Source organism: Pelomonas baiyunensis (assembly GCF_043555935.1).
In the GTDB taxonomy this organism is placed as follows: domain Bacteria; phylum Pseudomonadota; class Gammaproteobacteria; order Burkholderiales; family Burkholderiaceae_C; genus Pelomonas; species Pelomonas baiyunensis.
Map to the genome: position 1 here is coordinate 446567 of NZ_JBIGIB010000002.1, position 26814 is coordinate 473380.

Below are 26814 nucleotides of genomic sequence, written 5' to 3' on the forward strand. Positions count from 1 at the left end.
CGGCGGCGTTCAGGCGGCGGTGACGCCTGCCGTGATGAAGGCGGGCGGCGGCGGGCTGCCGGCCGACACCGTGAGCACCTCGTAGCCGGTGTCCGTCACGGCGATGGTGTGCTCCCACTGGGCAGACAGCGACCGGTCCTTGGTGACGATGGTCCAGCCGTCGCCGAGTTCCTTGATCTCGCGCCGACCGGCGTTGATCATGGGCTCGATGGTGAACACCATGCCGGGCACCAGTTCGTCCAGCGTGCCGGGGCGGCCGTAGTGCAGCACCTGCGGCTCTTCATGGAACACCTGGCCGATGCCGTGGCCGCAGAACTCGCGCACGATGGAGAAGCCGGCGTTCTCAGCAAAGGTCTGGATGGCGTGGCCGATGTCGCCCAGGCGCGCGCCGGGTTTCACCTTGGCGATGCCCTTCCACATGGCTTCGTAGGTGAAGCTGCACAGGCGCTTGGCGGCGATGGAGCCGTCGCCGACGACGAACATGCGGCTGGTGTCGCCGTGCCAGCCGTCTTTGATGACGGTGACGTCGATGTTGACGATGTCGCCGGCCTTCAGCGCCTTGTCGTTCGGGATGCCATGGCAGACCTGGTTGTTGACCGAGGTGCAGATCGACTTCGGGTACGGGATGTAGCCCGGCGGGCAGTAGTTCAGCGGCGCGGGAATGGCCTGCTGCACGTGCACGATGTGGTCGTGCGCCAGGCGGTCGAGTTCGTTGGTGGTGACGCCCGGCTTCACGTGGGCCGTGAGCATGTCCAGGACTTCGGACGCCAGGCGTCCGGCGATGCGCATGCCGTCGATGTCGGCTGCGGTCTTGATCGTGATGGGCATGCCCGAATTATCTCAGTCGGCCCACACCACCGTGCCCGTGGCCCAGGTGGCCAGCACGACCAGGCCGAAGGCGATGCGGTACCAAGCGAAGGGCACGAAGGTGTGGCTGGACACGTAGCGCAGCAGCCAGCGCACGCAGGCCCAGGCAGCCAGGAAGCTGACGACGAAACCGACCGCAAACATCGGGAAGTCAGCCATCGACAGCGCATGGCGCTCTTTCCACAAACTGTACCCGCCGGCGGAGATCAGCGTCGGGATGGCGAGGAAGAAGGAAAAGTCGGTGGCGGCCTTGCGGGACAGGCCCAGCAGCATGCCGCCGATGATGGTGGCGCCGGAGCGACTGGTGCCCGGAATCATGCCCAGGCATTGCACGAGGCCCACCTTGAGCGCGTCCAGGGGTGTCATGTCATCCACCGACTGCACGCGGGCCACGGGCTGGGCGCCTTTTTCGACCCACAAAATGATGAGCGCGCCAACGATGAAGGCGCCCGCCACCACCGGAGCGTTGAAGAGGTGGGCCTTGATCGCTTTGTAGACCGTCAAGCCCACCACGCCGGCCGGAATGAAGCCGATGGCGATGTTGGCCACGAAGCGGCGCTGGGCGGGGCTGCTGGCAAGGCCGCTGAGTGCCTCGCGGATGCGGGCCCAGTAGACGATGAACACCGCCAGGATGGCGCCGCTTTGGATGGCGATGTCGAAGACCTTGCTCTTGGCGTCGGTCATGCCCAGCAGACTGCCGGTCAGGATGAGGTGGCCAGTGGAGGAGATCGGCAGGAACTCTGTCAGCCCCTCGACGATGCCCATGACGGCGGCTTTGATCAGCAGGATGGCATCCACGTAACGGCTCTCCAGGGCGGCGAACAAAGCCGCGCAGTGTAGCCACGCCCTGTGACCGCACCTTGCCGCGAACTGGCCGCCGCCGCTACATTACTGACTGATCGGTCATTAACGCAAAGCCCGCTTTTGTCAGCCCCTTCGCCCCGCCAACGCCGCAAGGACGCGCGCCCCCAGGAATTGCTGGACGCGGCGCTGGCGCTGTTCGTGGAAAAAGGCTTTGCGGCCACGCGCAGCGAAGAAATTGCGGCGCGGGCCGGGGTGGCCAAGGGCACGCTGTACCGCTACTACCCCAGCAAGGACGAGCTCTTCAAGGCCATGGTGCGCGACAACCTGTCGGTGCACATCGCCGAGTCGGCCGCGCAGGCGGCGCAGTACGAGGGCCCGATTGCGAACCTGCTGGCGCAGATGATGCAAGCCTGGTGGGCCAAAGTGGGCCACGGCAACGCCGGCGGGGTCTGCAAGATCATGATGGTGGAGGCCCGCCACTTCCCGGAGCTCGCCCGTTTTTATGTGGACGAGGTCATCACGCCGTCCAAGGCGCTGATCGGCGGGCTGGTGCAGCGGGGCATTGCCCGGGGCGAATTCCGGCCCGTGCCGGTGGAGCCCACGGTGCACATGCTGATCGCGCCCATGCTGCACATGCTGCTGCACGAGCACTCGTTTGGCGCCCATGACAGCTGCCACGAGGCCATGAGCGCCGAGGACTTGCTGGACGCCCAGATGGCGCTGTTGCTGCACGGCCTGCTGGCGCAGCCGCCGCGCACCTAGAATTTTGCTTTTCTTGCCGTACCGCGCCCTTCGGAGAACCAGATGAACGTCGAACAAGCCCGCTTCAACATGATCGAGCAGCAAATCCGCCCCTGGGATGTGCTCGACACCCGGGTGTTGGACCTGTTGCGCGTGGTGCGCCGTGAAGACTTCGTGCCCGAGGTGCACAAGGCCCAGGCCTTTGTCGATGTGGAGCTGCCGCTGACGGCCACCCGCCGCATGCTGGCGCCCAAGGTGGAAGCGCGGCTGCTGCAAGAACTTAAGCTCCAAGGCCAGGACAAGGTGCTGGAGATCGGCGCCGCCACGGGTCACCTGACCGCGCTGATGAGCCGCTTCGCCCAACGCGTGGTGGCCGTGGAGGCCGACGAAACCCTGGCCACGCAGGCGCGGGCCAACCTCAAGCGTGCCGGTGTGCTCAACGCCACCGTCCTGACGCAAACCGGCGCCGAAGGCGTGGCGGCCGAGGCCCCGTTCGATGCCATCCTGCTCGCCGGTTCGGTCGCTTCGGTGCCGCAAGGCCTGTTGCAGCAACTCAAGGTGGGCGGCCGCCTGGCGGCCATCGTCGGCGGCGAGCCGGTGATGCGCGCCGTGATGATCACCCGCGTGTCGGAAGGCGACTTCCGCACGGTGGAGATGTTCGACACCGTGGCCGGGCGCCTGCCGGGCTTTGCCGAAGCGCCGGCCTTCAGCTTCTGATCGCGTGGTGCAAGCCGGGCTCCAGCGCTCCTCGCCTGCGGCGGGTTGCAGCCCGTCGTCGGTTTTCGACCGTTGCCGCCCCCAGTGGCGCAGGTCGTCGCATGGCTTCAGTCACCGCCGGGCTTTGAGCCTATAAACCCGGCCGCGTCTCACTCATTGCCTCAGCCAAGGATTCCCATGCCCTTTGTCACTGCCTCCCGCCTGACCCTGCAACCGTTGGCCCTGGCGGCCGGACTTTTGCTGGCCGGTGCGGCCCAGGCGCAGAGCCTGCAAGAGCTGTACGACGCGGCACGGGGTTACGACGCCTCGTACCTGGCCACCCGCGCCACGGCCGAGGCCGCGTCGGCCCGTGCCGCCCAGGCTGAGGCCCTGCTGCGCCCCACGCTGGGTCTGCAGGCGGCTGGCACGCATGCGCGGGTGGACCCACCGTCGGGCAACTCGGTCAGCAGCACCACCGTCACTGCGGGCCTGCAGGGCAAGTACTCGGTCTACAACGCGGCCAACCCGCCCACCATCGACAAGGCACGGCGTGCCCAAGCCGTGGCGCAAGCGGACCTGGAAGCCGCCGAGCAAGACCTGATGGTGCGCCTGGCCACGGCGTACTTCGATGTGCTGGCCGCGAAAGACGCACTCTCCACCACGCAAGCCAACAAGAAAGCGATTGCCGAGCAGCTCGCATCGGCCAAGCGCAACTTTGAGGTGGGCACCGCCACCATCACCGACACGCGTGAAGCGCAAGCCAAGTACGACCTGGCCGTGGCGCAGGAGCTGGCCGCGGACAACGACTTGCGGGTCAAGCGCGTGACGCTGGACCAGTTCGTGGGCCGTGTGGGGGTGGAGCCCAAGGGCCTGGCGCAGCCCGTGGCGCTGCCGGCACTGCCGAGCGACAACGTGGACACCTGGGTCGCCACCGGCGACGACCAACATCCCGCCATCCGCAAAGCCCGCCTCGGCTTGGAGGTGGCGCAGCTGGACACGCAAATCGCCCGTGCCGGCGAGCGGCCCACGCTGGACGCCAGCGCCACACTCGGCGGCCAGAACCTGCACAACAGCCTGAACGGTGCCGCTGCCACCGCTTCCGGCGTGGGCACCACGAAAAACGCCAGCATTGGCCTGACGCTGACGTACCCGCTCTACACCGGCGGCCTGACGCAAAACCGCATCAAGGAAACCCTGGTGCTGGAAGACAAGGCCCGCAACGACCTGGACTTCGCTCGCCGCAGCGTGTCCGAGGCCACGCGCCGTGCGTTCTTCGGCGTGCAGTCGCTCAAGGCCCAGGTGGCCGCGTACGAGGCAGCCGAGTCGTCCACCAAGCTGGCGCTGGAGGCCACGCAGCTGGGCTACAAGGTGGGTGTGCGCGTGAATCTGGATGTGCTCAATGCCCAGACGCAGCTGTTCTCCACGCAGCGCGATCTGGCCAAGGCCCGTTACGACGTGGTCGTCAACGGCCTCAAGCTGCGTCAGGCCTCGGGCCAACTGCGCCCGGAAGACCTCAGCGCCGTGAACTCCCTGCTGGTGCGCTGACCGCCGCGCGCCTCAGCCCCGCGAAGCCCCGCCTCGGCGGGGCTTTTTCATGCCCGGCCGCTGTTCCGCCGCCAGGGTGGGTGCGGCGGGCGTGGTGGGCAGGGGTTGCAGCGGTGCGTGTTCGCGCACCGTGCGCAGGATGATGGCGGTGGAGGTGGGCGTTTGCTGGCACAACCGCGAGAGCACCTCGCGCAGGTGCGCGACGTCGCGCACGGCGATCTCGAAGATCCAGCTGTCCTCGCCCGTCACGCCATGGGCGGTCAGCACTTCGGGGCTGCGCTCCAGCGCCTGCAGCAGGCTGGCTTCATCGGTGTTGCCGATGCGGATGACGGCGCGAATGCCATAGCCCAGCTTGCCGGCATCCAGCACCGCGCGGTAGCCCAGGATGACGCCAGCGTCTTCCAGCTTGCGCACCCGCTCGGTCACCGCGGGCTGGCTCAGGTGCACGCGGCGGCCGAGTTCGGCCATCGGCAGCCGCGCGTCGGCCTGCAATTCGGCCAGGATGCGGTGGTCATGGGCATCCAGTTCAATTGCCATGAAATGCTTGGTGGAAGTGGCTCAATACCTTCAATCTTAGTTTTTGTGCGCGGCTTGGCCTTGAGACATGGCTGTATCGGGCGCGTCGAAATTTCTACGATGCCCGGCCATGAACACGTCTTCGCTGACCCACCCCGCCCGCACGGGCCTGAGCCCCCGCCTGTGGCTGTGCCTGGCCGCCACCTGGTTGATCTGGGGCTCCACCTACCTGGCCATCAAGTGGGCGTTGGTGAGCCTGCCGCCCTTCCTGCAGATGGGCAGCCGCTTTCTGGTGGCCGGTGCGGCCCTGGCCGGTTGGATGCGGTGGCGCGGCGTGCCCTGGCCCAACCGCCGTGAATGGGGCCACGCGGCCGTGGTGGGGGCGTTGATGCTGGGCGGCGGCATGGGGGGCACGGCCACCGCCGAGCAAACGGTGGGCTCGGGGCTGGTGGTGGCCTTCATCGCGGTCATGCCCTTGCTGATTGCCGGGCTGCAACTGTTGTGGGGCGAGCGGCCCGCTCGGCTGGAATGCCTGGGCATGGCCTGCGGTCTGGCCGGCGTGCTTCTGCTCACGCAGGGGCAGGGCTTCGAGGCCTCGCCGGCGGGGCTCGTGGCCATCAGCGTGGCCTGCGCTTGCTGGGCGCTGGGCAGCGTGCTGTCGCAGCGCGTGTGGCCCCTGGCGCCAGGCGCCATGGGTTTTGCCAGCGAGATGTTGGCGGGCGGCGCGGTGCTGATGGCGTTGAGCCTGGCCACCGGCGAGACCTGGCCGCAGGCGGTGGCGCCGCAAGCTGCGTGGGCCTGGCTGTATCTCGTGGTGTTCGGCTCGCTGCTGGGCTTCAACGCCTACATGGTGCTGCTGGCCGAAGCCCCGGCGGGCCTGGCCTCCAGCTATTCGTTCGTGAACCCCGTGATCGCGCTGCTGCTGGGCGTGGGCCTGGCGGGCGAGACCATCACGGCCGGCGAGTGGCAGGCCGCCGGCGTGGTGTTGGTGGGCGTGGTGCTGCTGCTCACTGCCCGCGCGCGTTCGGCAGGGCGTTGAGCGGGATGCGCAGGTAGCGCACGCCGTTGGATTCCGGCTCCGGCAACTGGCCGGCGCGGATGTTCACCTGCAGCGAGGGCAGGATCAGCGCCGGAGCGCTCAGCGTCGCGTCGCGGGCGCGGCGCATCGCCACGAAGGATGCTTCAGTCGTGCCGTCGTGCAGGTGGATGTTGGCGGCGCGTTGCTCCTCCACCGTGGTTTGCCACTGGGCCTCGCGGCCTTGCGGGTAGTCGTGGCACACGAACAGCCGCGTCTGCGGCGGCAGGGCCAGCAGGCGCTGTGCCGAGCGGTACAGCTGGGCCGCATCACCGCCGGGGAAGTCGGCGCGGGCGCTGCCCAGGTCCGGCATGAACAGCGTGTCGCCCACGAACACCGCGTCGTCGATCTGGTAGGCCAGGTCCGCCGGCGTGTGGCCCGGCACCAGCAGCGCGGTGATGGTGTGGCCGCCCAAGGGCAGGGTGTCGCCGTCGCCCAGCAGGCGGTCGAAGCCGTCGTCCGTCACGGGCTGGTTGAAGAAGCGGCCAAACGTGGCTTGCACGGTGCGGATCAGCTCGCCGATCACGATCTGGCCGCCCGCCTGGGTGCGAAGGTAGGGCGCGGACGACAGGTGATCGGCATGGGCGTGGGTTTCCAGAATCCACTGCAGGCGCAGGTTGTGCGTGCGCAGGTGGGTCAGCAGCGCGTCGGCCGAGCGGGTGCTGGTGCGGCCGGAGGCGGCGTCGTAATCCAGCACCGGGTCCACGATGGCGGCGTCGCGGGTGTCGGGGTCGTGCACCACGTAGCTGACCGTGCCGGTGGCGGGATCGTGAAAGGCTTGGATGGCGACCGTCATGGCGGGTGTCCTTCGTTGGAGGTGTTTCATTATATTGATTGATATAATGTTTGCCATGCCGAATTCCACCGCTTTGGACCCTGCGCGTTTGCGCGATGCCGCGGCGCAGGCTGTGGCCACGCTGAAGGCGCTGGGCAACCCCGAGCGTTTGCTGCTGCTGTGCCAGCTCTCACAAGGTGAGTTATGCGTCAGCGAGCTGGAAGCGGCGCTGGACATCCACCAGCCCACCTTGTCGCAACAGCTGGGCGTGCTGCGGCGCGAAGGCATGGTGGAGACCCGGCGCGACGGCAAGAAGGTCATCTACCGCGTGGCCGACCCGCGCTTGTTGACCCTGTTGCAGACGCTCTACAGCTTGTACTGCCCGAAGGAGGGCGCATGAACCTGAATTGGACTGCATTCACGCCCGGCACCGCGTTGGCCGGCGGTGTGGTGATTGGCCTGGCGGCCTCGATGCTGGTGCTGCTGGGCGGGCGCATTGCCGGCATCAGTGGCATCGTGGGCGGCCTGATGCGCCGCGTGCCGGGCGAGCGGGCCTGGCGCTTGGCGTTCGTGCTGGGGCTGGTGGCGGCGCCGTGGCTGTACGGCATGTGGCGCGGGCCGCTGGCGGTGCAGATCGATGCGGACTGGGGCACGCTCATCGCGGCCGGGCTGCTGGTGGGCATCGGCACGCGTTACGGCGCGGGCTGCACCAGCGGGCATGGGGTATGCGGGCTGTCCCGGCTGTCGGTGCGGTCGGCGGTGGCCACGGCTGCCTTCATGGTCGCAGGCTTTGTGACCGTGGCGGTGGTGCGCCATCTGTTCTGAGGAGTCGAGCATGAGCGTCATCGTGGGCCTGCTCAGTGGGCTGATGTTTGGGCTGGGGCTGATCGTGGCCGGCATGGTGGACCCGGCCAAGGTGCTGGGCTTCCTGGACCTGGGTGGGGCTTGGGACCCGTCTCTGGCCTTCGTCATGGCCGGGGCGATTGCGGTGGGCTTGCCGGCGTTCACGCTGGCGCGCCGCCGCCGGGAAACCTTTCTGGGCTTGCAGATGCAGCTGCCCACGTCGCAGTTGCTGGACCGCCGGCTGGTGCTGGGCAGTGTGATGTTTGGCGTGGGCTGGGGCCTGGCCGGCCTGTGCCCGGGGCCGGCCCTGGTGGTGGCCGGTGTGGGTGCGCCCAAGGCGCTGGTGTTCGTGGGGGCGATGCTGGCCGGCATGGGCGTGTTCGAGTGGCTGGAGGCACGGCGCGGCTGAGCCAGAATCCGCGGCCATGCTGTTCCTGCTTTCGCCTGCCAAATCGCTCGATTACGACACCCCCACACCGCCCGAACTGGCGGACGCGCTGACCCGTCCGCAGTTCCTGGGCGAGACCGGGCAGCTCATCGAGGTGCTGCGCACCCAATCGGTGACGGACGTGCAGGCGCTGATGGACCTTTCCGAGCCGCTGGCACAGCTCAACGTGGACCGCTACGCCGCCTGGCGCCCGCGCTTCACCGACCGCAACAGCAAGCCCGCCGTGCTGGCCTTCAATGGCGATGTCTACGACGGCCTGGACGCCAAAACCCTGAGCGCGGATGACCTCGCCTGGGCCCAGGCGCATGTGCGCATGCTCTCGGGGCTGTACGGCATCCTGCGGCCGCTGGACCGCATGCAGCCCTACCGCCTGGAAATGGGCACCCGGCTGGCCACCTCGGCCGGTGCGTCGCTCTACGAGTTCTGGGGCGACCGGCTGGCCGACCACCTCAACCGGCTGGCCAAGGCCGAGAAGGCACCGGTGATCGTGAACCTCGCGTCGCAGGAGTATTTCCGCGCGGCCGACCGCAAGGTGCTCAAGCCCCGGGTGGTGGAGTGCCAGTTCGAGGACTGGAAGAACGGCGACTACAAAATCATCAGCTTCTTCGCCAAACGGGCGCGGGGCCTGATGGCGCGCTACGCCATCCAACACCGCCTCGAAACGCCTGAAGCCCTGAAGCAGTTCGATCTGGACGGTTATCGTCTGGCCCCTGAAGTGTCGAGTTCCGACCGATTCGTGTTCCGTCGCAAGCCATGAGCCAACAAGTCATCACCCCCGAACTGTGTGAGTGGATCACCGAGCAGACCGCTGCGGGCCACTCGGCCGAAAGCATCCTGGGCGCCATGCTGGGCAGTGGCTGGGACGAGTCCATCGCCCGCCTGGCGCTGGCCCGCACGCTGGGCCAATCGGCCACGCTGACGCCCCCGCCCGGCGCCACGCCCGGGCTGCCCGAGCCGGAGCTCACCCGCTTCGCGCCGGTGGTGGATGCCGGCGACCGCCAAGTCAAGGTGCTGATGGCCCTGCGCCAGCCCCGCGTGGTGCTGTTCGGCGATGTGCTGTCGAACGAGGAATGCGACGAGGTCATGGCCCTGGCCGGCAAGCGCCTGGCCCGGTCTGAAACCGTCGCCACCGGTGGGGACGGCAGTGAGGTGAACGCCGCCCGCACCAGCGACGGCATGTTTTTCGAGCGCTGCGAGACGGAGCTGATCCGCCGCGTCGAGACCCGCATCGCCACGCTGCTGCGCTGGCCACTGGATCACGGCGAAGGCCTGCAGGTGCTGCGTTATCGCCCGGGCGCTGAATACCAGCCGCACTACGACTATTTCGAGCCCTCGCATGTCAGCACGCCCAACATCCTCAAGCGGGGCGGGCAGCGCGTGGGCACGCTGGTCATCTACCTGAACACGCCGACCGCAGGCGGCTCCACCATCTTCCCGGACATCGGTTTGGATGTGGCCCCGGTCAAGGGCAACGCCGTGTTCTTCAGCTACGACCGGCCGCACCCCTCCACGCAAACGCTGCACGGCGGCGCGCCGGTCATCGAAGGCGAGAAGTGGGTTGCCACCAAGTGGCTGCGCCAAGGCGTGTTCACCTGAACCTGGTGAACGCGCAGCCGGCCGTTTGAACTGACGGCCGCGGCCCGTGATTCAGGCCGACAGCAGCTTGTGGATGAGCTCCGGCGTGCTGCTGGCTTGGTACTTCTTCATCAGCCGGCCGCGGTAAATGTCCACGGTGCGGGGGCTCACGCCCAGGTGTCGGCCGATCAGCTTGCTGGTTTGCCCCTCCACCAGCAGCGCGGCGATCTCGCGCTCGCGCGGCGTCAACTCCGCCGTGATCTGGCGTTTGGCCGAGAGGTCTTCAAAGCTCCAGATGCCGCGGGCATGCGGGTCGGCCGGGTCGAGCGCGCGGCCCGTCACGTGGCACCAGAACAGTTCGCCGTTGCCCAACCGGCGCATCACCCGGTCGTCGGCGTAATGGCCTTGCGCGTCGAGGCTCGCCACGATGCGCTCGCCCGTGCGCTGGAACTCCGCCGCGCTGGGGTACATCACCGCGAAGCTTTGGCCGATGAGTGCCTCGCGCGTGGTACCGAACATTTGCAGCACCCGGTCGTTGCAGTCCACGATCTGGCGCTGCGCCGACAGCACCAAGCCGATGGGCGCGTGCAGGAAGGCGCTGCGGTAGTCGAGGGCGGCGGGTTCCACTTAGGCGATCTTGCGTAATCGACGGCGCGAGGGGCGCGATAGTACCCTTGCGCCCGTTGCCAATCGCAGGAGAACTTCGGCATGAACAAGGTGTACCCGAGCGCTGACGAGGCGCTGCGAGGCGTCGTGCAGGACGGGCAGTTGCTCGCCGTCGGCGGCTTCGGTCTGTGCGGCATTCCTGAGGCCCTGATCGCGGCGCTGCGTGACAGCGCGGTGAAGAACCTCACCGTCATTTCCAACAACGCGGGCGTTGATGGCTTCGGCCTGGGCCAGTTGCTGGAAACCCGCCAGATCAAGAAGATGATTTCGAGCTACGTGGGCGAGAACAAGGAGTTCGAGCGCCAGTACCTCGCCGGCGAACTGGAGCTGGAGTTCACGCCCCAAGGCACGCTGGCTGAAAAGCTGCGCGCGGGCGGCGCGGGCATTCCGGCGTTTTTCGTGCGCACCGGCGTCGGCACCATGATTGCCGAAGGTAAAGAAGTGCGCGAGTTCGACGGCGAGACCTACATCCTGGAAAAGGCACTCGTGCCGGATGTGGCGCTGGTCAAGGCCTGGAAGGCCGACAAGAGCGGCAACCTCGTGTTCCGGCGCACCGCGCGCAACTTCAACCCGGCCGCCGCCATGGCGGGCAAGCTGACCATCGTGGAAGTCGAGCAGATCGTGGAGACGGGCGAGATCGACCCCGATGCCGTGCACCTGCCGGGCATCTACGTGCACCGCATCGTGCTGAACGCCAACCCCGAGAAGCGCATCGAGAAGCGCACGCTCAGCGAGAAGAAGGAGGCCTGACCATGCCCTGGACCCAAGACCAGATGGCCGCCCGCGCGGCCCAGGAGCTGGAAGACGGCTTCTACGTGAACCTCGGCATCGGCATCCCGACGCTGGTGGCCAACCATGTGCCCGCGCACAAGGAAGTCTGGCTGCAAAGCGAGAACGGCATGCTGGGCATCGGCCCCTTCCCGACCGAAGACGAGGTGGACGCCGACCTCATCAACGCCGGCAAGCAAACCGTCACCACGCTGCCGGGCAGCAGCATCTTCGGCAGCCACGACAGCTTTGCCATGATCCGCGCCGGCAAGATCAACCTCAGCATCCTGGGGGCCATGCAGGTCAGCGGGCAGGGCGACCTGGCCAACTGGATGATCCCGGGCAAGATGGTCAAGGGCATGGGCGGCGCCATGGACCTGGTGGCCGGCGTGAAGCGCGTCATCGTGCTGATGGAGCATGTGGCCCGCAAGAAGGACGGCACCGAGGACCTGAAGATCATTCCGCAGTGCACGCTGCCGCTGACCGGCGTGCGCGTGGTGGACCGCATCATCACGGACCTGGGCGTGTTCGACGTGGTGCCCGAGGGCCTGAAGCTCGTGGAGCTGGCGGACGGCGTGACGCGTGAATTTGCGCAAAGCAAGACAGGCGTTCCGTTGCTGTGAAGTAAAGCCGCAGGCTTGTCCCTTTTTCAGGGACATGAACGGGTCGACGCACGTCGACCCGTTTGCGTTTGGGGGACGATCCAGCCCCCGAGGAGACAAGCCCCATGCTCGAAGACCCCTTGCACGCGCCGCCGGCGCCGGCCGCGACCCTGACGGTGGACGCAGATCCGCCCACGGCGCCTTCCACGCTGCCTGAAGCCCGGCTGCGCGCAGCCGCCGCACCGGGCACTGTGGCCGCCGTGGCGGCCTCCGCCTTGCTGGCTGCCTGTGGTGGCGGTGGTTCAGCGAGTGCGCCCACGCCCACCCCCACGCCGTCTCCTCCGCCCCCACCGCCGCCTCCGCCGCCCCCCCCGCCGCCCCCCACCATCACCGATGCGGACGCGGCCCGGTTCCTGGCGCAAGCCGGCTTCTCGGCCTCGGCGGCCGACATCGCCACCGTCAAGGCCAACGGTTATGCCGCCTGGCTGGATGCGCAATTCGCCATGCCCGTGGCCAACGGTCATTTCGACTGGATGGCCGCCAACGGCTACGCGGTGGTCGACCACCGCAACGACTTCGGCGGGGTGGACAACACCCTGTGGCGCAAGCTCATCACCGCGCCGGACCAACTCCGCCAACGCGTGGTGCTGGCGCTCAGCGAGATCTTTGTCATCTCCATGGCCGGCTTGCCGGTGCCGTGGCGCGGCTTTGCCGTGGCGGCCTACGTGGACATGCTGGAGCAGCGCGCCTTCGGCACCTACCGTGACCTGCTGGGCGCCGTGTCGCTGTCCAACGGCATGGGCGTGTACCTCAACATGCGCGGCAACCAGAAGGAAGACCCGGTCACGGGCCGGGTGCCGGACGAGAACTACGCCCGGGAGGTGATGCAGCTGTTCAGCATCGGGCTGGTCCAGCTCAACGCTGATGGCAGCGCCAAGGTGGATGCCGCCGGCAAGCCGCTGGAGACCTACAGCCAAGCCAATATCACCGACCTGGCGCGGGTGTTCACTGGCTGGGATGTGGACGGCTACACCGCGGGCGACCCGGCCTTCATGAAGAAGCCCATGATCAACCTCCCGGCGCGGTTCTCCACCGGCGCCAAGAAGGTGCTGAACGTGGACATCCCGGCGTCCGCCGATGGCCCGACCGCGCTCAAGACCGCGCTGGACACGCTGGCCAACCACCCCAACGTCGGCCCCTTCATCGGCCGGCAACTCATCCAGCGCCTGGTGTCCAGCAACCCGAGCCCGGCCTACGTGGCCCGCATCTCGGCCGTGTGGGCTGACAACCGCGCCGGCGTGCGGGGCGACTTGAAGGCGGTGATTCGCGCCATCCTGCTCGACACCGAAGCCCGCACCGCCTCCGCCGCTCCGGGCAGCGGCAAGCTGCGTGAGCCGCTGCAGCGCTTCATCCAATGGGCGCGCACGTTCAACGCCGATTCGCCCAACGGCCTGTGGAACATCGGCGATACCTCCAACCCCGCCACGCGGCTGGGGCAGAGCCCGCTGCGCAGCCCGTCGGTGTTCAACTTCTTCCGCCCGGGCTACGTGCCGCCGAACTCGCAGTTGGGCACCGGTGGCGTCACGGCGCCTGAGTTCCAGCTGTGCAATGAAAGCGCGGTGGCGGGTTATCTCAACTTCCTGCAAACCTCGATCTCCGCGGGCGTGGGCGATGTGAAGCCCAGCTACACCGCCGAGCTGGCCCTGGCCGGCGACGCCGCAGGCCTGGTGGCCAACCTGGCCACGCGGCTGGGTGGCGGCGGTATTTCGGCCGCCACGCAAACCACCATCGCCACGGCCGTGGCCACCATCTCGGCGGCCACCGACGCCGGCAAGCTCAACCGTGTGCAGGCGGCCATCTTCTTGCTGATGGCCTGCCCCGAGTACCAGGTCCAAAAATAAGGGGTGCATGCCATGAAGCTCAACCGACTCCCCGAACTCCAGCGCCGCGAGTTCCTGCGTCGCGCCGGCGCCCTGGGATTGGCCGGCAGTGCCGCGCCCTGGGCCCTGAACCTGGCTGCCCTGGGCGAGGCCGCCGCCGCCGCCGCGCCGGGCGACTACAAGGCCTTGGTGTGCGTGTTCCTGTACGGCGGCAACGACTACGGCAACACCCTGGTGCCGTACGACACCGCCAGCTACAACGCTTACGCCACCATCCGCCAAACCCTGGCCACCCCGCGCGACCAACTCGCCGCCACCGCGCTCACCCCGGTGGCCGGTGGGCGGCAGATGGCGCTGGCACCACAGCTCGGCAAGCTCAAGGGCCTGTGGGACAGCGGCCAACTGGGCGTGCAGCTCAACGTGGGCACGCTGATCCAGCCCACCACGCTGGCGCAGTACAAGGCGCAGAGCGTGCCGCTGCCGCCCAAGCTGTTCTCGCACAACGACCAGCAGAGCGTCTGGCAAAGCAGCTCGCCCGAAGGCGCCACCTCGGGCTGGGGCGGCCGGCTGGGCGACTTGTTCCTGGGCAGCAACGGCACGGCCACCTTCACCTGCATCAACGCGTCGGGCAACGCGGTGTTCATGTCGGGCAAACAGGCGGTGCAGTACCAGGTGTCCACCACCGGCGCGGTCCCGGTGAATGGGGTGCTCAAGCCGGTGTATGGCTCGCAAGCCTGTGCCGATGCGCTGCGCACGCTCATCACCGCCGACCGCAGCCACTGGATGGAGGCCGAGCTCAACCGCGTCACGGCACGCTCCATCAGTGCGCAGGCGGTGGTGAGTGCGGGGCTGGCGGCTCAGCCGGCGCTGCAAACCCCGTTCAACACTGCCAGCAGCCTGTCGGCGCAGTTGCAGATGGTGGCCAAGCTCATTGGCGCCCGCGCCAGCCTCGGGGCTTCGCGGCAGGTGTTCTTCGTGTCCATCGGCGGCTTTGACCTGCACGACTTCCTGGTGGACCAGCACCCCGGCCTGCTCACCGCGGTGAACGACGCGCTGGCCAGCTTCTATGCCGCCACGGTGGAGTTGGGCGTGTCCCGCCAGGTCACCACCTTCACCGCCAGCGACTTCGGCCGCACGCTCACCAGCAATGGCGACGGCTCGGACCACGGCTGGGGCAGCCACCATTTCGTGATGGGCGGGGCGGTGCAGGGCGGGCGCTTCTGGGGCGCGCTGCCGTCTGTCAGCGTGAACGGGCCGGACGACGTGGGCCAGGGCCGCCTGCTGCCCACCACGGGGGTGGACCAGCTCGCCGCCACGCTGGCCACCTGGATGGGCATTGCGCCCACCGACCTGCCGCGCGTGCTGCCGCAGATCACCAACTACACGCAGCGCGACATGGGCTACTTCGGGGCGGCGTGAGGGCCGGGCTGCCTAAGATGCCGGGCATGCAACGCACCGTTCTTGCCCTGCCGCTTGCCCTGCCTCTTGCCCTGGTTCTGGCTGGCAGCCTGCCGCTGGCCCAGGCCCTGGATCAACCCGAGGCTGCCACCCGTCGCACCGAGAAGCCCGCGGGCCTCTCGGCGCCCGCGCAGCGTTTTGCCGTCACGGCCGCCAACCCCTTGGCGGTGGAGGCGGGCGTGGAAATCCTGAAGGCCGGCGGCTCGGCCTTCGATGCCGCCGTGGCGGTGCAGGCCATGCTGGGCCTGGTGGAGCCGCAGTCCAGCGGCATCGCCGGCGGCGCCTTCTTGCTGCATTGGGACGGCCGCGAGGTGCAGGCCCTGGACGGGCGGGAGACCGCCCCCGCCGCGGCCGCGCCCGACCTCTTCCTCAAGCCCGACGGCAAGCCCCTGCCCATGCGCGAGGCCATCCTGAGTGGCCTGTCCACCGGCACGCCCGGCGTGCTGGCCATGCTGGCCCAAGGGCACGCCACCCACGGCCGCCTGCCGTGGGGGCGCTTGTTCGAGCCCGCCATCCGCCGGGCCGAGCAGGGCTTTGCCATCAGCCCGCGCCTGTTCGAACTCTTGGGCAGCGAGGCCGCGCTGAGGGCGGACGCCCAAGCGGGCAGCTACTTCTTCGACGCCTCCGGCGCGCCCAAGCCCGTGGGCACGGTGCTGAAGAACCCGGCTTATGCCGCCGTGTTGCGTGCCGTGGCAAAGCAGGGCGCCAAGGCCTTTTATGAAGGCCCGGTGGCCGCCGACATCGTGCGCCGGGTGCAGGCCCATGCCCGCCCGGGGCGACTCACGGCGGACGACCTCGCCGGCTACCGCGCCGTGGTGCGCGCACCGCTGTGCAACGACTGGCGGAGCTACCGTGTCTGCGGCTTCGGCCCGCCCACGTCCGGCCACCTCACGCTGATGCAGATCCTGGGCCTGCTGGACACGCAACCGGCCGCGCGCGCCGCCACCGGCTTGAACGCCGATTGGATGCACGCCTACGCCGAATCCGCCAAGCTCGCCTTTGCCGACCGCGCGCAGTTCATCGGCGACCCGGCCTTCGTCACGGCGCCGGGGGGCGATTGGCTGTCGCTGCTGGACCCGGCCTACCTGAAGCAGCGCGCCCAGCTCATCGGCGCTACAGCGATGGCACCGGCCCGGGCCGGCCAGCCGGGCGCAGTGAAGCAGGCCCTGGCCCCGCAGGCCGAGCAGCTGGAGTCGGGCACCAGCCACATCAGCGTGGTGGACGCCCAAGGCCATGCGGTGGCCATGACCACCAGCGTGGAATCGGCGTTCGGCAGCCGCGTCATGAGCGATGGCGGCACGGGCCTGGCCGGCGGCTTCATCCTGAACAACCAGCTCACCGATTTTTCGTTGAACCCCGTGGGCGCCGACGGCCAGCCCGTGGCCAACCGGGTGGAAGCCGGCAAGCGGCCGCGCTCCAGCATGGCGCCCACGCTGGTGTTCGACGCGCAAGGCCGCCTGCTGATGGCCGCCGGCTCGCCCGGCGGGCCGGTCATCATCCATTACGTGGCCAAGGTGCTGACCGGGGCCTTGGCCTGGGGCTTGCCAGCCCAACAGGCGGTGGACCTGCCCAATTTCGGCCACTTCAACAGCGGCTCGCTCATCATCGAGCGTGGCGCGCTGACGCCCGAGCAACTGGCCGACTTGCGCGGCCGTGGGCACACCGTGGTGGAAACCGACCTCACCAGCGGCCTGCAAGTGCTGCAGCGCACGCCGGCGGGGTGGGTGGGCGGCGCCGATCCGCGCCGCGAAGGGGTGGTGCGCGGGGAGTGAGCCCCCGCGCATCTTTCGGCTGAAGCGGCCGCTCAGCGCTTGCTGAGCACCAGCAGGCCAGCCGCTGCCAGGCCGCCAAATAGCAAGCCGCTCCACACCTCGTAAGGCAGGCCCAGCAGCCGGTAGGCGGCAGCCTCGGCGCAGTTCGCCGTGATCATGAACACCGAAGGCCACAGCTCTTCGAGGTTCAGGGCGGTCACGATGTTGTCAGCCAGACCCATGGCGCAGCTGGCGGTTTGCGACGCCACCTCGTGCTGGAACACCGCCGCCGTCACGCCCGCGGCGCACAGCAGCAGCACCAGCACCAGCGCCGCCTGGCGCAGCGTGCGGCGCGCCTGCACCAGCCAGCCCAGCAACGAGAACGTGCCGATCAACAGGAAGACGCCCCGCTGCAGCACGCACCAGGGGCAGGGCTTCACACCGAACTGATGCTGGGCAATGAGCGCCACACCCACGGCCGCAAAGCTGGCAGCGGCCATGCCGGCCAGCACGCGGGCCGGCAGTTTGGAAGGTTGGATGAACATCAGCCGGTGATCTCGGCGATGAGTTCGATTTCCACGCAGGCGCCCATGGGGATCTGCGCCACGCCGAAGGCGCTGCGGGCGTGCTTGCCCGCGTCGCCCAGCACGGTGGCCAGCAGCTCGGAGCAGCCGTTGGTGACGAGGTGCTGTTCGGTGAAGTCGGGCGTGCTGTTGACCAGGCTCATCACCTTCACGATGCGCACCTTGCCCAGGTCACCCGTGGCGGCTTGCAGCGTGCCCAGCAGGTCAATGGCCACGGCGCGCGCTGCAGCCTGGCCGGTGGCGGTGTCCACGTCCTTGCCCAGTTGGCCGACCCAGGGCTTGCCGTCTTTCTTGGCGATGTGGCCGGAGACGAACAACAGGTTGCCGGTGCGGGTGAACGGCAGGTAGGCGGCCGCCGGCACAGCCAGCGGGGGCAGGGTGATGCCGAGTTCGGCGAGCTTGGCTTGGATGGCAGAGGAGCTCATGCGGGGAAGCGCGGTGGCGCGAGGAAAAAACGGCGGCATGCTACACCCCGCCCCCCATTGGGCGGGGTGCGAAGGGGTGTGCGGTGCGGCGGCAAGTCGGGGCGTGGACGCTGGTGGCGGTGGGCCTGGCCTGGTTGGCCGGGCTCGCGGCCCTGCACAGCTGCGCCAGCCTGCCCACGCCCGTGGCGCAGCTGGGTGTGGCGGCGCTGGCGCTGGCCTCGGGCGCCTGGGCCCTGTGGCAGCCCCGCCAGACCTGGGCCTGGGCGCTGTGCGCCGGGCTGCTGGCGTTCTCGCAAGCGGCGTGGCGCGCTGAAGCGCGTTTGCACCCCGAGCTGCACCCGGCGTGGGAGGGGCGCGACCTGCTGCTCACCGGCCGAATCGACTCGCTGCCGCTGGCGGTGGTGGGGCAGGGCGGCGTGCCCGGCTGGCGGTTCGAGTTCGCGGTGCAGGCCGTGGGCCCCAGCGGCACGGCGCTGCCGCCCGAGGTGCCCCCGCGCGTGATGCTGCTGGCCTACGACGCCCCGCCCATCACGGCCGGCGAGGTCTGGCGCTTCACGGCGCGGCTCAAGCGCGCGCACGGGCTGGCGAACCCCGGTGGGTTCGACGCCGAGCTGTGGCTGTTTGAACAGGGGCTGAGGGCCACAGGCGTGGTGCGCAGCGCCACCCGGCTGGAGGCCGCGCCCTGGTGGGAAATCGACGCGGCTCGCCAGCGGCTGCGGCGTGCGATTCGGGAGCGGGTGGCCGACCCCGGCATGGCGGGCGTGCTCGCAGCCTTGAGCCTGGGTGACCAGAACGCGATCGCCCATGCGGACTGGGCTCTGCTGCGGGACACCGGCGTGGCCCATGCCTTCAGCATCAGCGGGCTGCACGTGACCATGTTCGCGTGGCTGGCCGCCGCCGGCGTGGGGGCAGCGTGGCGGCGCAGCGGGCGCCTGTGCCTGCGCGTGCCGACCCCGATGGCGGCGCGCTGGGCCGGGGTGCTGGCCGCGTTCGGGTATGCGGTGTTTTCTGGCTGGGGTGTGCCGGCGCAGCGCACGGTGGTGATGCTGGCGGCGGTGGCGGCCCTGCGCGGCCTGGGCCTGCGTTGGCCCTGGCCGCTCGTGCTGCTGGCGGCCGCAGTGGTGGTGACGGCGGTGGACCCGTGGGCGCTGATGCAGCCGGGCTTCTGGCTGTCCTTCGGCGCCGTCGGGTTGCTGATGGCCGCAGGCGACGCCCCGGCGCAGGGCTGGCGGGCGCATCTGATGGCGGCCCTGCGCACGCAGGCGGTGGCCACGGTGGGCCTGGCGCCGTTGAGCCTGATTTGCTTTGCCCAGCTGTCGGCCGTGGGCTTGCTGGCCAATCTGGTGGCCATTCCGGTCATCAGCTTCGTGGTCACGCCGCTGGCGTTGCTGGGCGGCGTGTTGCCGCCCTTGTGGACGCTGGCCGCCTGGGTGACGCAGGCCCTGCTGGCCTGGCTGCACCTGCTGACGGCGCTGCCCGGCGTGGTGTGGTGGTTGCCCGCTGCGCCGCTGTGGGCGCAGGCGTTGGCGCTGCTGGGCGCGGCGCTTTTGATCCTGCGGCTGCCGTGGCGGCTGCGGGCGGTGGGCGTGGCCATGATGGTGCCGCTGCTGTTTCCTGCGGTGCCCCGGCCGGCCGAAGGCGAATTCGAGCTGCTGGCGCCCGACATCGGCCAGGGCAATGCGGTGCTGGTGCGCACGGCCGGGCATGTGCTGCTGTTCGACGCCGGCCCCAGCTATGCGCCGGGTCAGGATGCCGGCGAGCGGGTGCTGCTGCCGCTGCTGCGGTCGATGGGCGTGGGCACGCTCGATATGTTGATGCTCAGCCACCGCGACGGTGACCACGTGGGCGGCGCGGCGGCGCTGATGCGCGGGCTGCGGGTGACGCAGTTGCGCAGTTCGCTGGAACCCAGCCACCCGCTGAATGCCGCGGGCGTGCCGGCTTCGCGCTGCGAGGCGGGGCAGACCTGGATGTGGGACGGCGTGCGGCTGGAGGTTCTGCACCCGACGCCGGCGCACTATGGGGCGGGCCTGCGGCCCAACGACCTGTCGTGCGTGTTGCGCATTACGGCCGCATCCGGTCACCGAGTGCTGCTGGCAGGCGACCTGGAGGCGGAGCAGGAGCGCCAGTTGGTGAAGCGGGAGGCACAGGCGGGGCGCGACCTGCGTGCCGACGTGCTGCTCGTGCCGCACCACGGCAGCAAAACCTCGTCCTCCGCCGAACTGTTGGCGGCGGTGCAGCCCCAGGTGGCCTTGGTGCAGGCGGGCTACCGCAGCCGCTTCGGGCACCCCGCGCCGCCGGTGCTGGCGCGCTACCAGGCGGCCGGCATCGCCGTGCAGGTGTCACCCGCTTGCGGCGCCTGGCGCTGGCGCAGCGACCAAGCGCTGAGCATGGCGCTGTGCGAACGCGACCGCCTGCGCCGCTACTGGCACGACCGCCCGCCGCCCGCCGCAGGGCTGGCCGGCCCGGACGCACCGGGGCTGCCGCCAGACGCGCTGCTGCCCGCGGACCGCGTGGAAGACGCCGCCCCGGCGCAGGAGTTCTGGCCCTGAGGCGACGGGCCCGCGCGGGCGGTTGGCCCAAGCCCGCGTCGGTCAGTCGAAGCTGCCTTGGTAGGCCGGTGCGGCGTCGGCCCGCGTGTTGAGCTCGAACATCACACCGCCGGGCGCCCGGCAGAAAAAGCGCGAGCCGCGCTCGTGTGAAATGACGCCGGTTTCCATCGCCACGCCGTCGGCCTGCATGGTGGCGTGCAGCGCCTCCACATCAGCCCGCGTGGGCAGCTCGAAGCCGACGTGGAAGGTCTGCGGCCACTGCGGGGCCACGCCGCTGCCGTTCTCGATGACGACATCGAAGCCGGGCCGCTTCAGGATGCAGTAGTCGTCGTTCAGCGCGATGCGAAAGCCCAGGTACTTCGCAAAGAAGGCGGCGGTGTCGGCCGGGGCCTGGGAGGGAAAGCTCAGGTGGTTGAGCTTCATCGGGGTGGGGGTGTGAGCGGGTGTGTGCGTGGGTGTCGAATGCATGAAAAGCTCCGTGGAATCAAGGGCTCCATGGTCGGCCGCCGGCGCCGGGCCGGCTACTCGCATGCGGCAGCACCCCGCTGCACAGGAGCGGGCTGTGGGCAGGGCGCCCGCGGGCTCACATTCGTGGCAGGCCGAGGTAGCCCAGCACGGCGCGGCTCAGGCGCTGTTGCAGGTCGGCCGCGGCGGCTTCGCCGCGTTCGCCGCGGTGGCCGGCGGCGTCGGTGAGTGCGCGGATCAGGTGGCCAACGTCATCTGCCGCTGCGGCGAGGTCAGGCACGCGGGGCAGGTCCGGGCGGGTCAGGATGGCTTGAATCAAGGCCGTAAAGCTGCTCTTGCCGGCCAGGGCTTGCCGGGTGTCGGGCCGCTCTTCTTCCACGTCCAGCAGCCGGGCCAGTTCGGGCCGCTCCAACTGCTGCCGCACCGCGGCGGCCAGCAGGTGCTCCAAGGCCTCGCGCCCGCTGGGGGCCTGCAAGGCGGTGCCGGCATCGTCTGCAAACCGGGCTTTCTCGCGCTGCATCAGCGCGATCAGCAAGGCCTCCTTGCCCGGAAAGTACTGGTAAAGCGACCCGATGCTCACGCCCGCCCGCTCAGCCACGGCATTGGTGTTGAAGCCCGCGCGGCCTTGGGCTTCCAGGATCTGCGCCGCGGCCTCCAGGATGCAGGCCACGGTTTCCACCGCGCGCAGTTGCGTGGGGCGCTTGCGCGGGCGCAGGGGGCTCACGGCGTGGCGGGGGCGCTGCCGCGGCGGGCCTTCACCGCATGGCCCAGTTCGATCACCGCCAGCGCGTAGTAGGCCGACCAGTTGTAGCGCGTCACCACCCAGAAGTTCTGCGTGCCCAGCAGCACCGTGGGGGGCTTCTTGGGGCCGTTCTGCAGCTCGATGACGGCGAGCGGCCCGGCATGGTCACGCGCGGCGTCGGAGGGCTGGGCCCCGGCCTCGAGCAACTCGGCCGCCGTGAAGCTGGGTTTGATGTCCGGCGCCAGCAGGCGCCGGCGCGTGATCGGGTCGGCCGGCAGGCGAACGCTGTAGTGCGTGGTGTCGCCGGCCTTCCAGCCGTACTCGGCCAGGTAATGCGCCACGCTGCCGATCGCGTCCACCGGGCTGGCCATGAGGTCGATGCGGCCGTCGCCGTCGAAGTCCACCGCGTGCTGACGCCAGCTGCCGGGCATGAACTGCGGCCAGCCCAAGGCCCCGGCGTAGCTGCCACGCACCTCGGCGGCGTCCAGGCCGTTCTCGCGGCACAGCTTCAGGAACTCCGCCAGTTCGTTGCGGAAGAACGCTTGCCGCTCGGCTGCACGGGGGTGCTCGGCGGGGAAGTCGAACGCCAGCGTGGCCAGCGCGTCCAGCACCTTGAAGCCGCCGGTGATGCGGCCGTAAAACGTCTCCACGCCGATGATGCCGACGATGACCTCGGCCGGCACGCCGTAGCGGCTCTCGGCGCGCGCCAGCGCCGCTTCATGCTCCGCCCAGAAGGCCACGCCGGCGTCCAGGCGCTTGGGCTCGATGAAGCGGTCACGGTAGGCCGTCCAGTCTTTGGCCGTTCCGGCCTTGGCGGGCAGGATGAGTTGCTTCACGCGCGGCAGGTCCAGCGCCTGGCTGAGCTGCTCGCGCAGCGCGGCGGCGTCCCAGCCTTGCGCGGTGGCGAGCTCATCGGCAAAGGCCAGCACCGCGGGGCGGGGGCCGAGGGCCTGAGGGGCGGCCGGCGCGGGGGCGGTGGCGCGGCGGTGTTTGGGGTGGGGGGCTGCGTGGGCGGCCAGCGTCCAGGCCATCGCAAGCGTGGCCATCAGGGGCAGGGTTCGGAACTTCACGCGCGCAGCATACGGGCAGCCTGCCGGAACGCGGCCCAGCGCGGTGGCTGGGTGTCTCGGGCGTAGCGCGCGCGTTCCAGCTGCTCCAGCCACTGGGCGGCGGGCTCCGCTTTTTGCCCGTGTTGCTGGCGCAGCGCGCGGGCCCAGGCGGCCGGGCCTTCGTGTGCGGCCACGGTCACGCCGGCGCGCAGCAGCAGGCGTTGGATGCGGGCGCGCTGGCGGCTCCAGGCGTCGTGCGGCTGGCTGCTCCAGCGAATCCACCCCGCACCGGCCAGCGCGCCCGCCAGGATGACGCCGGCCAGGGCCTGGCCCAGAGCCGTCCAGTCGGGCTGGCTGAAGCCCAGTTGCTTGAGCAGGTCGAACTGGTTCTGGCGCGAGTAATTCAGCACCAGCTGTTGCCAGCGGTTGTTCACGGTTTCCCAACCCTGGCGCAGCGCGCGCCAGAGTGTGGGGTTGAGCTGGCCCAGCACGCCGGGCTCGGGCCGCAGCGCCAGCCCTTGCACGACCCGGTTGGGCGCCACGGCGGCGGTGGGGTCGCTGCGCACCCAGCCGGTGCCCTCCACCCAGTACTCGGCCCATGCGTGGGCGTTGGCGTTGCGCACGACGTAGTAGCCGTCTTGGGGCTCGGCGTCCCATCCTTGAAAGCCGGTCACGATGCGGGCGGGCACGTCCATCGCCCGCATCAACACCACAAACGCCGAGGCGAAGTGCTCGCAAAAGCCCAGGCGCCGGTCGAACCAGAACTCGTCGATGAGGTGCGGCGAGTTCACGCCGTAGCGGCCGGGGGTGAGGGTGTAGGTGAAGTCCGCCTGCTGGATGTGCGCCAACAAGGCCGCGGCCAGCGCCTGGGCACGCGGGCCGGGCTCCAAGTTGCGGAACTGCGGCTGCGCGGCCAGCTGCGTCGCCCAGGTCAGGCTGCGCGGGTTGGAGGCCGGGGGCAGGTCGGCGTCGGGCGCCAGTTGCAGCCGGGTGCGGCGGGCGCCGGCCTGCCAGTCGGTGTGGGCCACGGCCTCGAAGCGCAGCCGCTCGGTGATGGGGCGGGGCGCCAGCCATTGCAGCTCGGGCCCGCGGGTGAAAGTGAGCTCGGACACGGCCCACTCGGTGCCCACCGTGCCAGGGGCCATTTCCAGCACGGGCAACACCGGAATGCGCAGCGGCTCCAGCGTCATTTCGTAGCGCAGGGCCGGGCCGCGGGTGGTGAGATCGTCGCGCCCGCGCAGCCAGTTCACGGCGTTGCGGGCGTCGGGGGCGCGCCAGGTTTTGCCGTCGAAGCGGGTCAGCACCGGGCCGCGCAGGTAGCGCTGGTCGGGCGTGGGCACGGGGCCGTTGAACTTCAGGCGCAGTGCGATGCTGTCGTCATTGGCGATCTCGTTCATGGCGCCGAACTCGAGCTGGTTGGACAGCCCCGTCTTGCCAATCGATTCCGTGGGCACGCCCCACAGCGGCGCGATGCGCGGAAACAGCACGAACAGCAGCACCATCACCGGCAGGCCCAGCGCCGTGGTGCTGGCCGCCCGACGCGCCGCCACGCCGATGCTGGGCAGCCCTTGCAGCTCGGTGGACGGCATCTGCGCCAGCACCACCGCCGCCAGCAGGCCCCACAGGGCCACCAGGCTCCACACCGCCATCAGCAGCGCCTGCGAGTACAGGAACTGCGTGAGCACCAGGAAGAAGCCCAGGAAGAACACCACGAAGGCGTCGCGCCGTGCGCGCAGCTCCATGGTCTTGAGCGCCATCAGCATGACAAGCAGCGTCACGCCGGCCTCCCGGCCGATCAGCGTGCGAAAACTGAGCCAGGTCAGGCCGCAGTACAGCACCACGATGGCCACCAACCACCAGCGGGAGGGCAGGGGGCTTTGCCGCGCAGCCAGCACGGCGCGCCAAAGGAGCACGCCGGACGTGATCGCCGTGCTCCACCACGGCAGGTGCTCAGCGTGCGGCGCAATCACGGCGGTGATGACGGCCAGCAGGAAGAAGCTGTCGCGTGCATCACGCGGCAGGCGGGCCCAGAGGTCGCGCAAGCGGTTCATGCGGGGTGGGCGGCGAGGGCCTGCAGGCAGGCTTGGCGGTGGGCGGGGCCGAGCGCGGGCGGCCATTCCTGGCCCCCCAGCCGCAGGCCGAAGGGCTGCCCGGCACGCTCGGCGGCCAGCACCCAGGCGGTCAGGCGGGAGAGGCGCGCCTCCGGGTCGCGGCCGGTGGTGTCGCGCCAGTCCAGCCACAGGTCCCGCGCCAGCGGGCTTTCGGTGTCGCGCACCCACAGCGGCAGGCCGTGGTCCAGCGCCAGCGCGGACTTGCGCCAAAGAATTTGCTTCATCGAGTCGCCGCGCCGGTAAGTGCGCACGCCAGCGAAGTCGCTGCCGGAGGCTGCCAAACGGGTGGACATGGCCTCACCCGCGCCGGCTTCTGCCTGGGCCGGGAAAGCCACCGCCGGGCTTTCCGCCCGGGGGTAGACCCAGACCGGGCTGGCCGGGCGCCAGTAGCTCCACGCGCGGAAGAACCCCAGCGGAAAGCGCGTGGTGATGATGAGCCGGGGCAGGGCGTGGCGGCCGCGCCGCGCGGCAGGCAGCCGCAGGTGCACGGTGGCGTGGCCCAGCGCGGGCACGTCGACCCAGGCGGGCTCGGTGGCGCCCGTGTCGAGCTGCGCGCTGATGGCGATGCCGAATCGGGCACCCGACGGGTTGTGCAGGCGCAGCTCCAGCGCGTAGTCGTCGCCCGCGTGCACGGGCTCGGGCGGCTTCAGGTCCAGCTGCAGGCCGCGCAGGTTGGCGTGCGTGGTGTGCATGGAGGCCAGGCCCGCGCCCGTCAGTGCAAAGGTGAGGGCGTAGCCCAGGCTGATCTGCTCGTTGATGCTGGCCAGCAGCAGCACCGCCAGCGTGCCGCAAAACGCCACGCCGGCCCAGGTGGGCACGATGTAGACGTTGCGCTGCGTGGTGTGGTGCGTGTCGGCCACGGGCTGGCGGGCCTGCCACCAGGCCTGCCAACGGGCGCGCAGGGCCTGCAGCATCACGGCAGCGGGGTGGCCTCGATCATGGCGCGCACCTGCTCGCGCGCGCCGCGGCCGGCGCCAGCGCGGGGTTGCAAGCGGTGGGCAATGGTCTGGGGCAGGATGGCTTGCAGGTCGTCCGGCGAGACGTAGTCGCGCCCCTGCAGCAGCGCCCGGGCCCGCGCCGCGCGCAGCACCGCGAGGCCCGCGCGGGGCGATAAGCCTTCCACGAACCATTGGCCCGAACGGGTGGCCGCGATCAGCGCCTGCAGGTAGTCCAGCAGCGGCGGCGCGGCGTGGATGGCCTTCACGGCGGCCTGCACCTCGATCAGATCGGCCGGCGTCATCACCGGCTGCAGCGCCTTGAGCTGCTCGCGGCTGTCGCCGCCCATCAACAGTTCGCGTTCCGCTGCCGCGTCGGGGTAGCCCAGAGAAATGCACATCAGGAAGCGGTCCAGCTGCGACTCCGGCAGCGGGAAGGTGCCGAGCTGCTCGCTGGGGTTTTGCGTGGCAATGACGAAGAAGGGCGCGGGCAGCGGGTGCGTCACGCCTTCCACGCTCACCTGGTGCTCTTCCATCGCCTCCAGCAGGGCGCTCTGCGTCTTGGGGCCGGCGCGGTTGATCTCGTCCGCCAGCAGCACCTGGGCGAACACGGGGCCGGGGTGGAACACGAAGCCGTTCTTGTCGCGTTCGTAGACGCTGACGCCGAGCAGGTCGCTGGGCAGCAGGTCGGCGGTGAACTGCAGGCGCGAGAACTTCAGGCCGAGCGAAATGGCCAGCGCATGCGCCAGCGTCGTCTTGCCGACGCCCGGCAGATCCTCGATCAGCAGGTGGCCGCCCGCGATCAGGCAGGCCAGGGAGTCCGCGATCTGCGCGGGTTTGCCCTTGATGACCGTGCTAATCTGGTTTTGCAGCGCCGCGAGCTGCGTGGCCAAGGTTCGTGATGGGGCTTGCGTCATGGGCTGCACCATAGCAAGAGACAAGCA

28 protein-coding genes are annotated in these 26814 nt (G+C 69.8%); 15 read left to right on the plus strand and 13 right to left on the minus strand.

Annotation, left to right across the window (positions count from 1 at the left end; all coding sequences use genetic code 11):
• Positions 1 to 9: 9 nt before the first annotated feature.
• Both map and ACG01O_RS08415 read right to left on the minus strand, forming a co-directional pair.
• Complete coding sequence (gene map / locus ACG01O_RS08410) at positions 10 to 828, minus strand: type I methionyl aminopeptidase (protein ID WP_394383472.1); 819 nt, start codon at positions 826 to 828, stop codon at positions 10 to 12.
• 12 nt (positions 829 to 840) lie between these two features.
• Complete coding sequence (locus ACG01O_RS08415; RefSeq protein ID WP_394383474.1) at positions 841 to 1665, minus strand: undecaprenyl-diphosphate phosphatase; 825 nt, start codon at positions 1663 to 1665, stop codon at positions 841 to 843.
• A 126-nt stretch (positions 1666 to 1791) separates the two neighbouring features.
• On the opposite strand from ACG01O_RS08415, the gene ACG01O_RS08420 reads away from it, so the two are divergent.
• From ACG01O_RS08420 to ACG01O_RS08430, 3 genes are all read left to right on the plus strand, one after another.
• The gene (locus ACG01O_RS08420) at positions 1792 to 2433 is read left to right on the plus strand and encodes a TetR/AcrR family transcriptional regulator (RefSeq protein ID WP_394383476.1); all 642 of its coding nucleotides are present in this window, start codon (positions 1792 to 1794) and stop codon (positions 2431 to 2433) included.
• 42 nt (positions 2434 to 2475) lie between these two features.
• Entirely contained in the window at positions 2476 to 3129 is a 654-nt protein-coding gene (locus ACG01O_RS08425) for a protein-L-isoaspartate O-methyltransferase family protein (RefSeq protein ID WP_394383478.1), read from the plus strand.
• 177 nt (positions 3130 to 3306) lie between these two features.
• Positions 3307 to 4653, plus strand: a complete 1347-nt coding sequence (locus tag ACG01O_RS08430) for a TolC family outer membrane protein (protein ID WP_394383480.1) — start codon at positions 3307 to 3309, stop codon at positions 4651 to 4653.
• A 12-nt stretch (positions 4654 to 4665) separates the two neighbouring features.
• Here ACG01O_RS08430 and ACG01O_RS08435 read toward each other — a convergent pair whose 3' ends face one another.
• Positions 4666 to 5190, minus strand: coding sequence for an Lrp/AsnC family transcriptional regulator (locus ACG01O_RS08435; protein WP_394383482.1), 525 nt, complete (start codon positions 5188 to 5190; stop codon positions 4666 to 4668).
• 109 nt (positions 5191 to 5299) lie between these two features.
• Between ACG01O_RS08435 and ACG01O_RS08440 the strand changes: the two genes are divergently transcribed.
• Positions 5300 to 6208, plus strand: a complete 909-nt coding sequence (locus ACG01O_RS08440; protein WP_394383483.1) for an EamA family transporter — start codon at positions 5300 to 5302, stop codon at positions 6206 to 6208.
• Here the strand turns inward: ACG01O_RS08440 and ACG01O_RS08445 are convergent.
• Positions 6177 to 7040, minus strand: a complete 864-nt coding sequence (locus ACG01O_RS08445; protein WP_394383484.1) for an MBL fold metallo-hydrolase — start codon at positions 7038 to 7040, stop codon at positions 6177 to 6179. The genes ACG01O_RS08440 and ACG01O_RS08445 overlap by 32 nt on opposite strands.
• Before the next feature lie 55 nt (positions 7041 to 7095).
• Here ACG01O_RS08445 and ACG01O_RS08450 point away from each other — a divergent pair, with 55 nt between their 5' ends.
• From ACG01O_RS08450 to ACG01O_RS08470, 5 genes are read left to right on the plus strand one after another with little or no spacing between them, the layout of a single operon-like run.
• A complete protein-coding gene (locus tag ACG01O_RS08450; RefSeq protein WP_394383486.1) occupies positions 7096 to 7419 on the plus strand; it encodes an ArsR/SmtB family transcription factor in 324 nt (107 codons plus the stop codon).
• The gene (locus tag ACG01O_RS08455; RefSeq protein WP_394383488.1) at positions 7416 to 7844 is read left to right on the plus strand and encodes a YeeE/YedE family protein; all 429 of its coding nucleotides are present in this window, start codon (positions 7416 to 7418) and stop codon (positions 7842 to 7844) included. The genes ACG01O_RS08450 and ACG01O_RS08455 overlap by 4 nt, the downstream gene beginning before the upstream one ends.
• 10 nt (positions 7845 to 7854) lie before the next feature.
• Positions 7855 to 8271 carry a DUF6691 family protein gene (locus ACG01O_RS08460; protein ID WP_394383490.1) on the plus strand — a complete coding sequence of 139 codons (417 nt, stop codon included), beginning with the start codon at positions 7855 to 7857 and terminating at the stop codon, positions 8269 to 8271.
• A 16-nt stretch (positions 8272 to 8287) separates the two neighbouring features.
• The gene (gene yaaA, locus ACG01O_RS08465) at positions 8288 to 9067 is read left to right on the plus strand and encodes a peroxide stress protein YaaA (protein ID WP_394383492.1); all 780 of its coding nucleotides are present in this window, start codon (positions 8288 to 8290) and stop codon (positions 9065 to 9067) included.
• Entirely contained in the window at positions 9064 to 9906 is an 843-nt protein-coding gene (locus ACG01O_RS08470) for a 2OG-Fe(II) oxygenase (RefSeq protein ID WP_394383494.1), read from the plus strand. The genes yaaA and ACG01O_RS08470 overlap by 4 nt, the downstream gene beginning before the upstream one ends.
• Before the next feature lie 51 nt (positions 9907 to 9957).
• Here the strand turns inward: ACG01O_RS08470 and ACG01O_RS08475 are convergent, their stop codons facing one another.
• The gene (locus ACG01O_RS08475; protein WP_394383496.1) at positions 9958 to 10512 is read right to left on the minus strand and encodes a LuxR C-terminal-related transcriptional regulator; all 555 of its coding nucleotides are present in this window, start codon (positions 10510 to 10512) and stop codon (positions 9958 to 9960) included.
• An 81-nt stretch (positions 10513 to 10593) separates the two neighbouring features.
• On the opposite strand from ACG01O_RS08475, the gene ACG01O_RS08480 reads away from it, so the two are divergent.
• The 5 genes from ACG01O_RS08480 to ACG01O_RS08500 all read left to right on the plus strand — a co-directional run bounded on the left by ACG01O_RS08480 (position 10594) and on the right by ACG01O_RS08500 (position 17031).
• Positions 10594 to 11301, plus strand: coding sequence for a CoA transferase subunit A (locus ACG01O_RS08480; protein ID WP_394383498.1), 708 nt, complete (start codon positions 10594 to 10596; stop codon positions 11299 to 11301).
• Between the two features lie 2 nt (positions 11302 to 11303).
• A complete protein-coding gene (locus tag ACG01O_RS08485; protein ID WP_394383500.1) occupies positions 11304 to 11942 on the plus strand; it encodes a 3-oxoacid CoA-transferase subunit B in 639 nt (212 codons plus the stop codon).
• Positions 11943 to 12046: 104 nt separating this feature from the next.
• Positions 12047 to 13822 carry a DUF1800 domain-containing protein gene (locus ACG01O_RS08490; RefSeq protein ID WP_394383501.1) on the plus strand — a complete coding sequence of 592 codons (1776 nt, stop codon included), beginning with the start codon at positions 12047 to 12049 and terminating at the stop codon, positions 13820 to 13822.
• Between the two features lie 12 nt (positions 13823 to 13834).
• Positions 13835 to 15220, plus strand: a complete 1386-nt coding sequence (locus tag ACG01O_RS08495; protein WP_394383502.1) for a DUF1501 domain-containing protein — start codon at positions 13835 to 13837, stop codon at positions 15218 to 15220.
• A gap of 26 nt (positions 15221 to 15246) precedes the next feature.
• Complete coding sequence (locus tag ACG01O_RS08500) at positions 15247 to 17031, plus strand: gamma-glutamyltransferase family protein (protein WP_394383504.1); 1785 nt, start codon at positions 15247 to 15249, stop codon at positions 17029 to 17031.
• A gap of 32 nt (positions 17032 to 17063) precedes the next feature.
• Here ACG01O_RS08500 and ACG01O_RS08505 read toward each other — a convergent pair whose 3' ends face one another.
• Both ACG01O_RS08505 and ACG01O_RS08510 read right to left on the minus strand, forming a co-directional pair.
• Positions 17064 to 17555 (minus strand): disulfide bond formation protein B, encoded by a 492-nt coding sequence (locus tag ACG01O_RS08505; RefSeq protein ID WP_394383506.1) that lies wholly within the window; start codon positions 17553 to 17555, stop codon positions 17064 to 17066.
• Complete coding sequence (locus ACG01O_RS08510; RefSeq protein ID WP_394383508.1) at positions 17555 to 18019, minus strand: RidA family protein; 465 nt, start codon at positions 18017 to 18019, stop codon at positions 17555 to 17557. The genes ACG01O_RS08505 and ACG01O_RS08510 overlap by 1 nt, the downstream gene beginning before the upstream one ends.
• An 83-nt stretch (positions 18020 to 18102) precedes the next feature.
• On the opposite strand from ACG01O_RS08510, the gene ACG01O_RS08515 reads away from it, so the two are divergent.
• Complete coding sequence (locus ACG01O_RS08515; protein ID WP_394383510.1) at positions 18103 to 20568, plus strand: DNA internalization-related competence protein ComEC/Rec2; 2466 nt, start codon at positions 18103 to 18105, stop codon at positions 20566 to 20568.
• A gap of 42 nt (positions 20569 to 20610) precedes the next feature.
• Here ACG01O_RS08515 and ACG01O_RS08520 read toward each other — a convergent pair whose 3' ends face one another.
• The 6 genes from ACG01O_RS08520 to ACG01O_RS08545 form a co-directional block, all read right to left on the minus strand.
• Positions 20611 to 20991, minus strand: coding sequence for a VOC family protein (locus ACG01O_RS08520; RefSeq protein ID WP_394384200.1), 381 nt, complete (start codon positions 20989 to 20991; stop codon positions 20611 to 20613).
• Between the two features lie 160 nt (positions 20992 to 21151).
• A complete protein-coding gene (locus ACG01O_RS08525; protein ID WP_394383512.1) occupies positions 21152 to 21757 on the minus strand; it encodes a TetR/AcrR family transcriptional regulator in 606 nt (201 codons plus the stop codon).
• Positions 21754 to 22845 (minus strand): lytic murein transglycosylase B, encoded by a 1092-nt coding sequence (mltB, locus tag ACG01O_RS08530; protein WP_394383513.1) that lies wholly within the window; start codon positions 22843 to 22845, stop codon positions 21754 to 21756. The genes ACG01O_RS08525 and mltB overlap by 4 nt, the downstream gene beginning before the upstream one ends.
• Positions 22842 to 24875, minus strand: a complete 2034-nt coding sequence (locus tag ACG01O_RS08535; RefSeq protein WP_394383515.1) for a transglutaminase TgpA family protein — start codon at positions 24873 to 24875, stop codon at positions 22842 to 22844. The genes mltB and ACG01O_RS08535 overlap by 4 nt, the downstream gene beginning before the upstream one ends.
• Positions 24872 to 25849, minus strand: a complete 978-nt coding sequence (locus ACG01O_RS08540; protein ID WP_394383517.1) for a DUF58 domain-containing protein — start codon at positions 25847 to 25849, stop codon at positions 24872 to 24874. Before ACG01O_RS08540 ends, ACG01O_RS08535 begins: the two co-directional genes overlap by 4 nt.
• Positions 25849 to 26787, minus strand: coding sequence for an AAA family ATPase (locus ACG01O_RS08545; protein WP_394383519.1), 939 nt, complete (start codon positions 26785 to 26787; stop codon positions 25849 to 25851). Before ACG01O_RS08545 ends, ACG01O_RS08540 begins: the two co-directional genes overlap by 1 nt.
• Positions 26788 to 26814 lie beyond the last annotated feature (27 nt).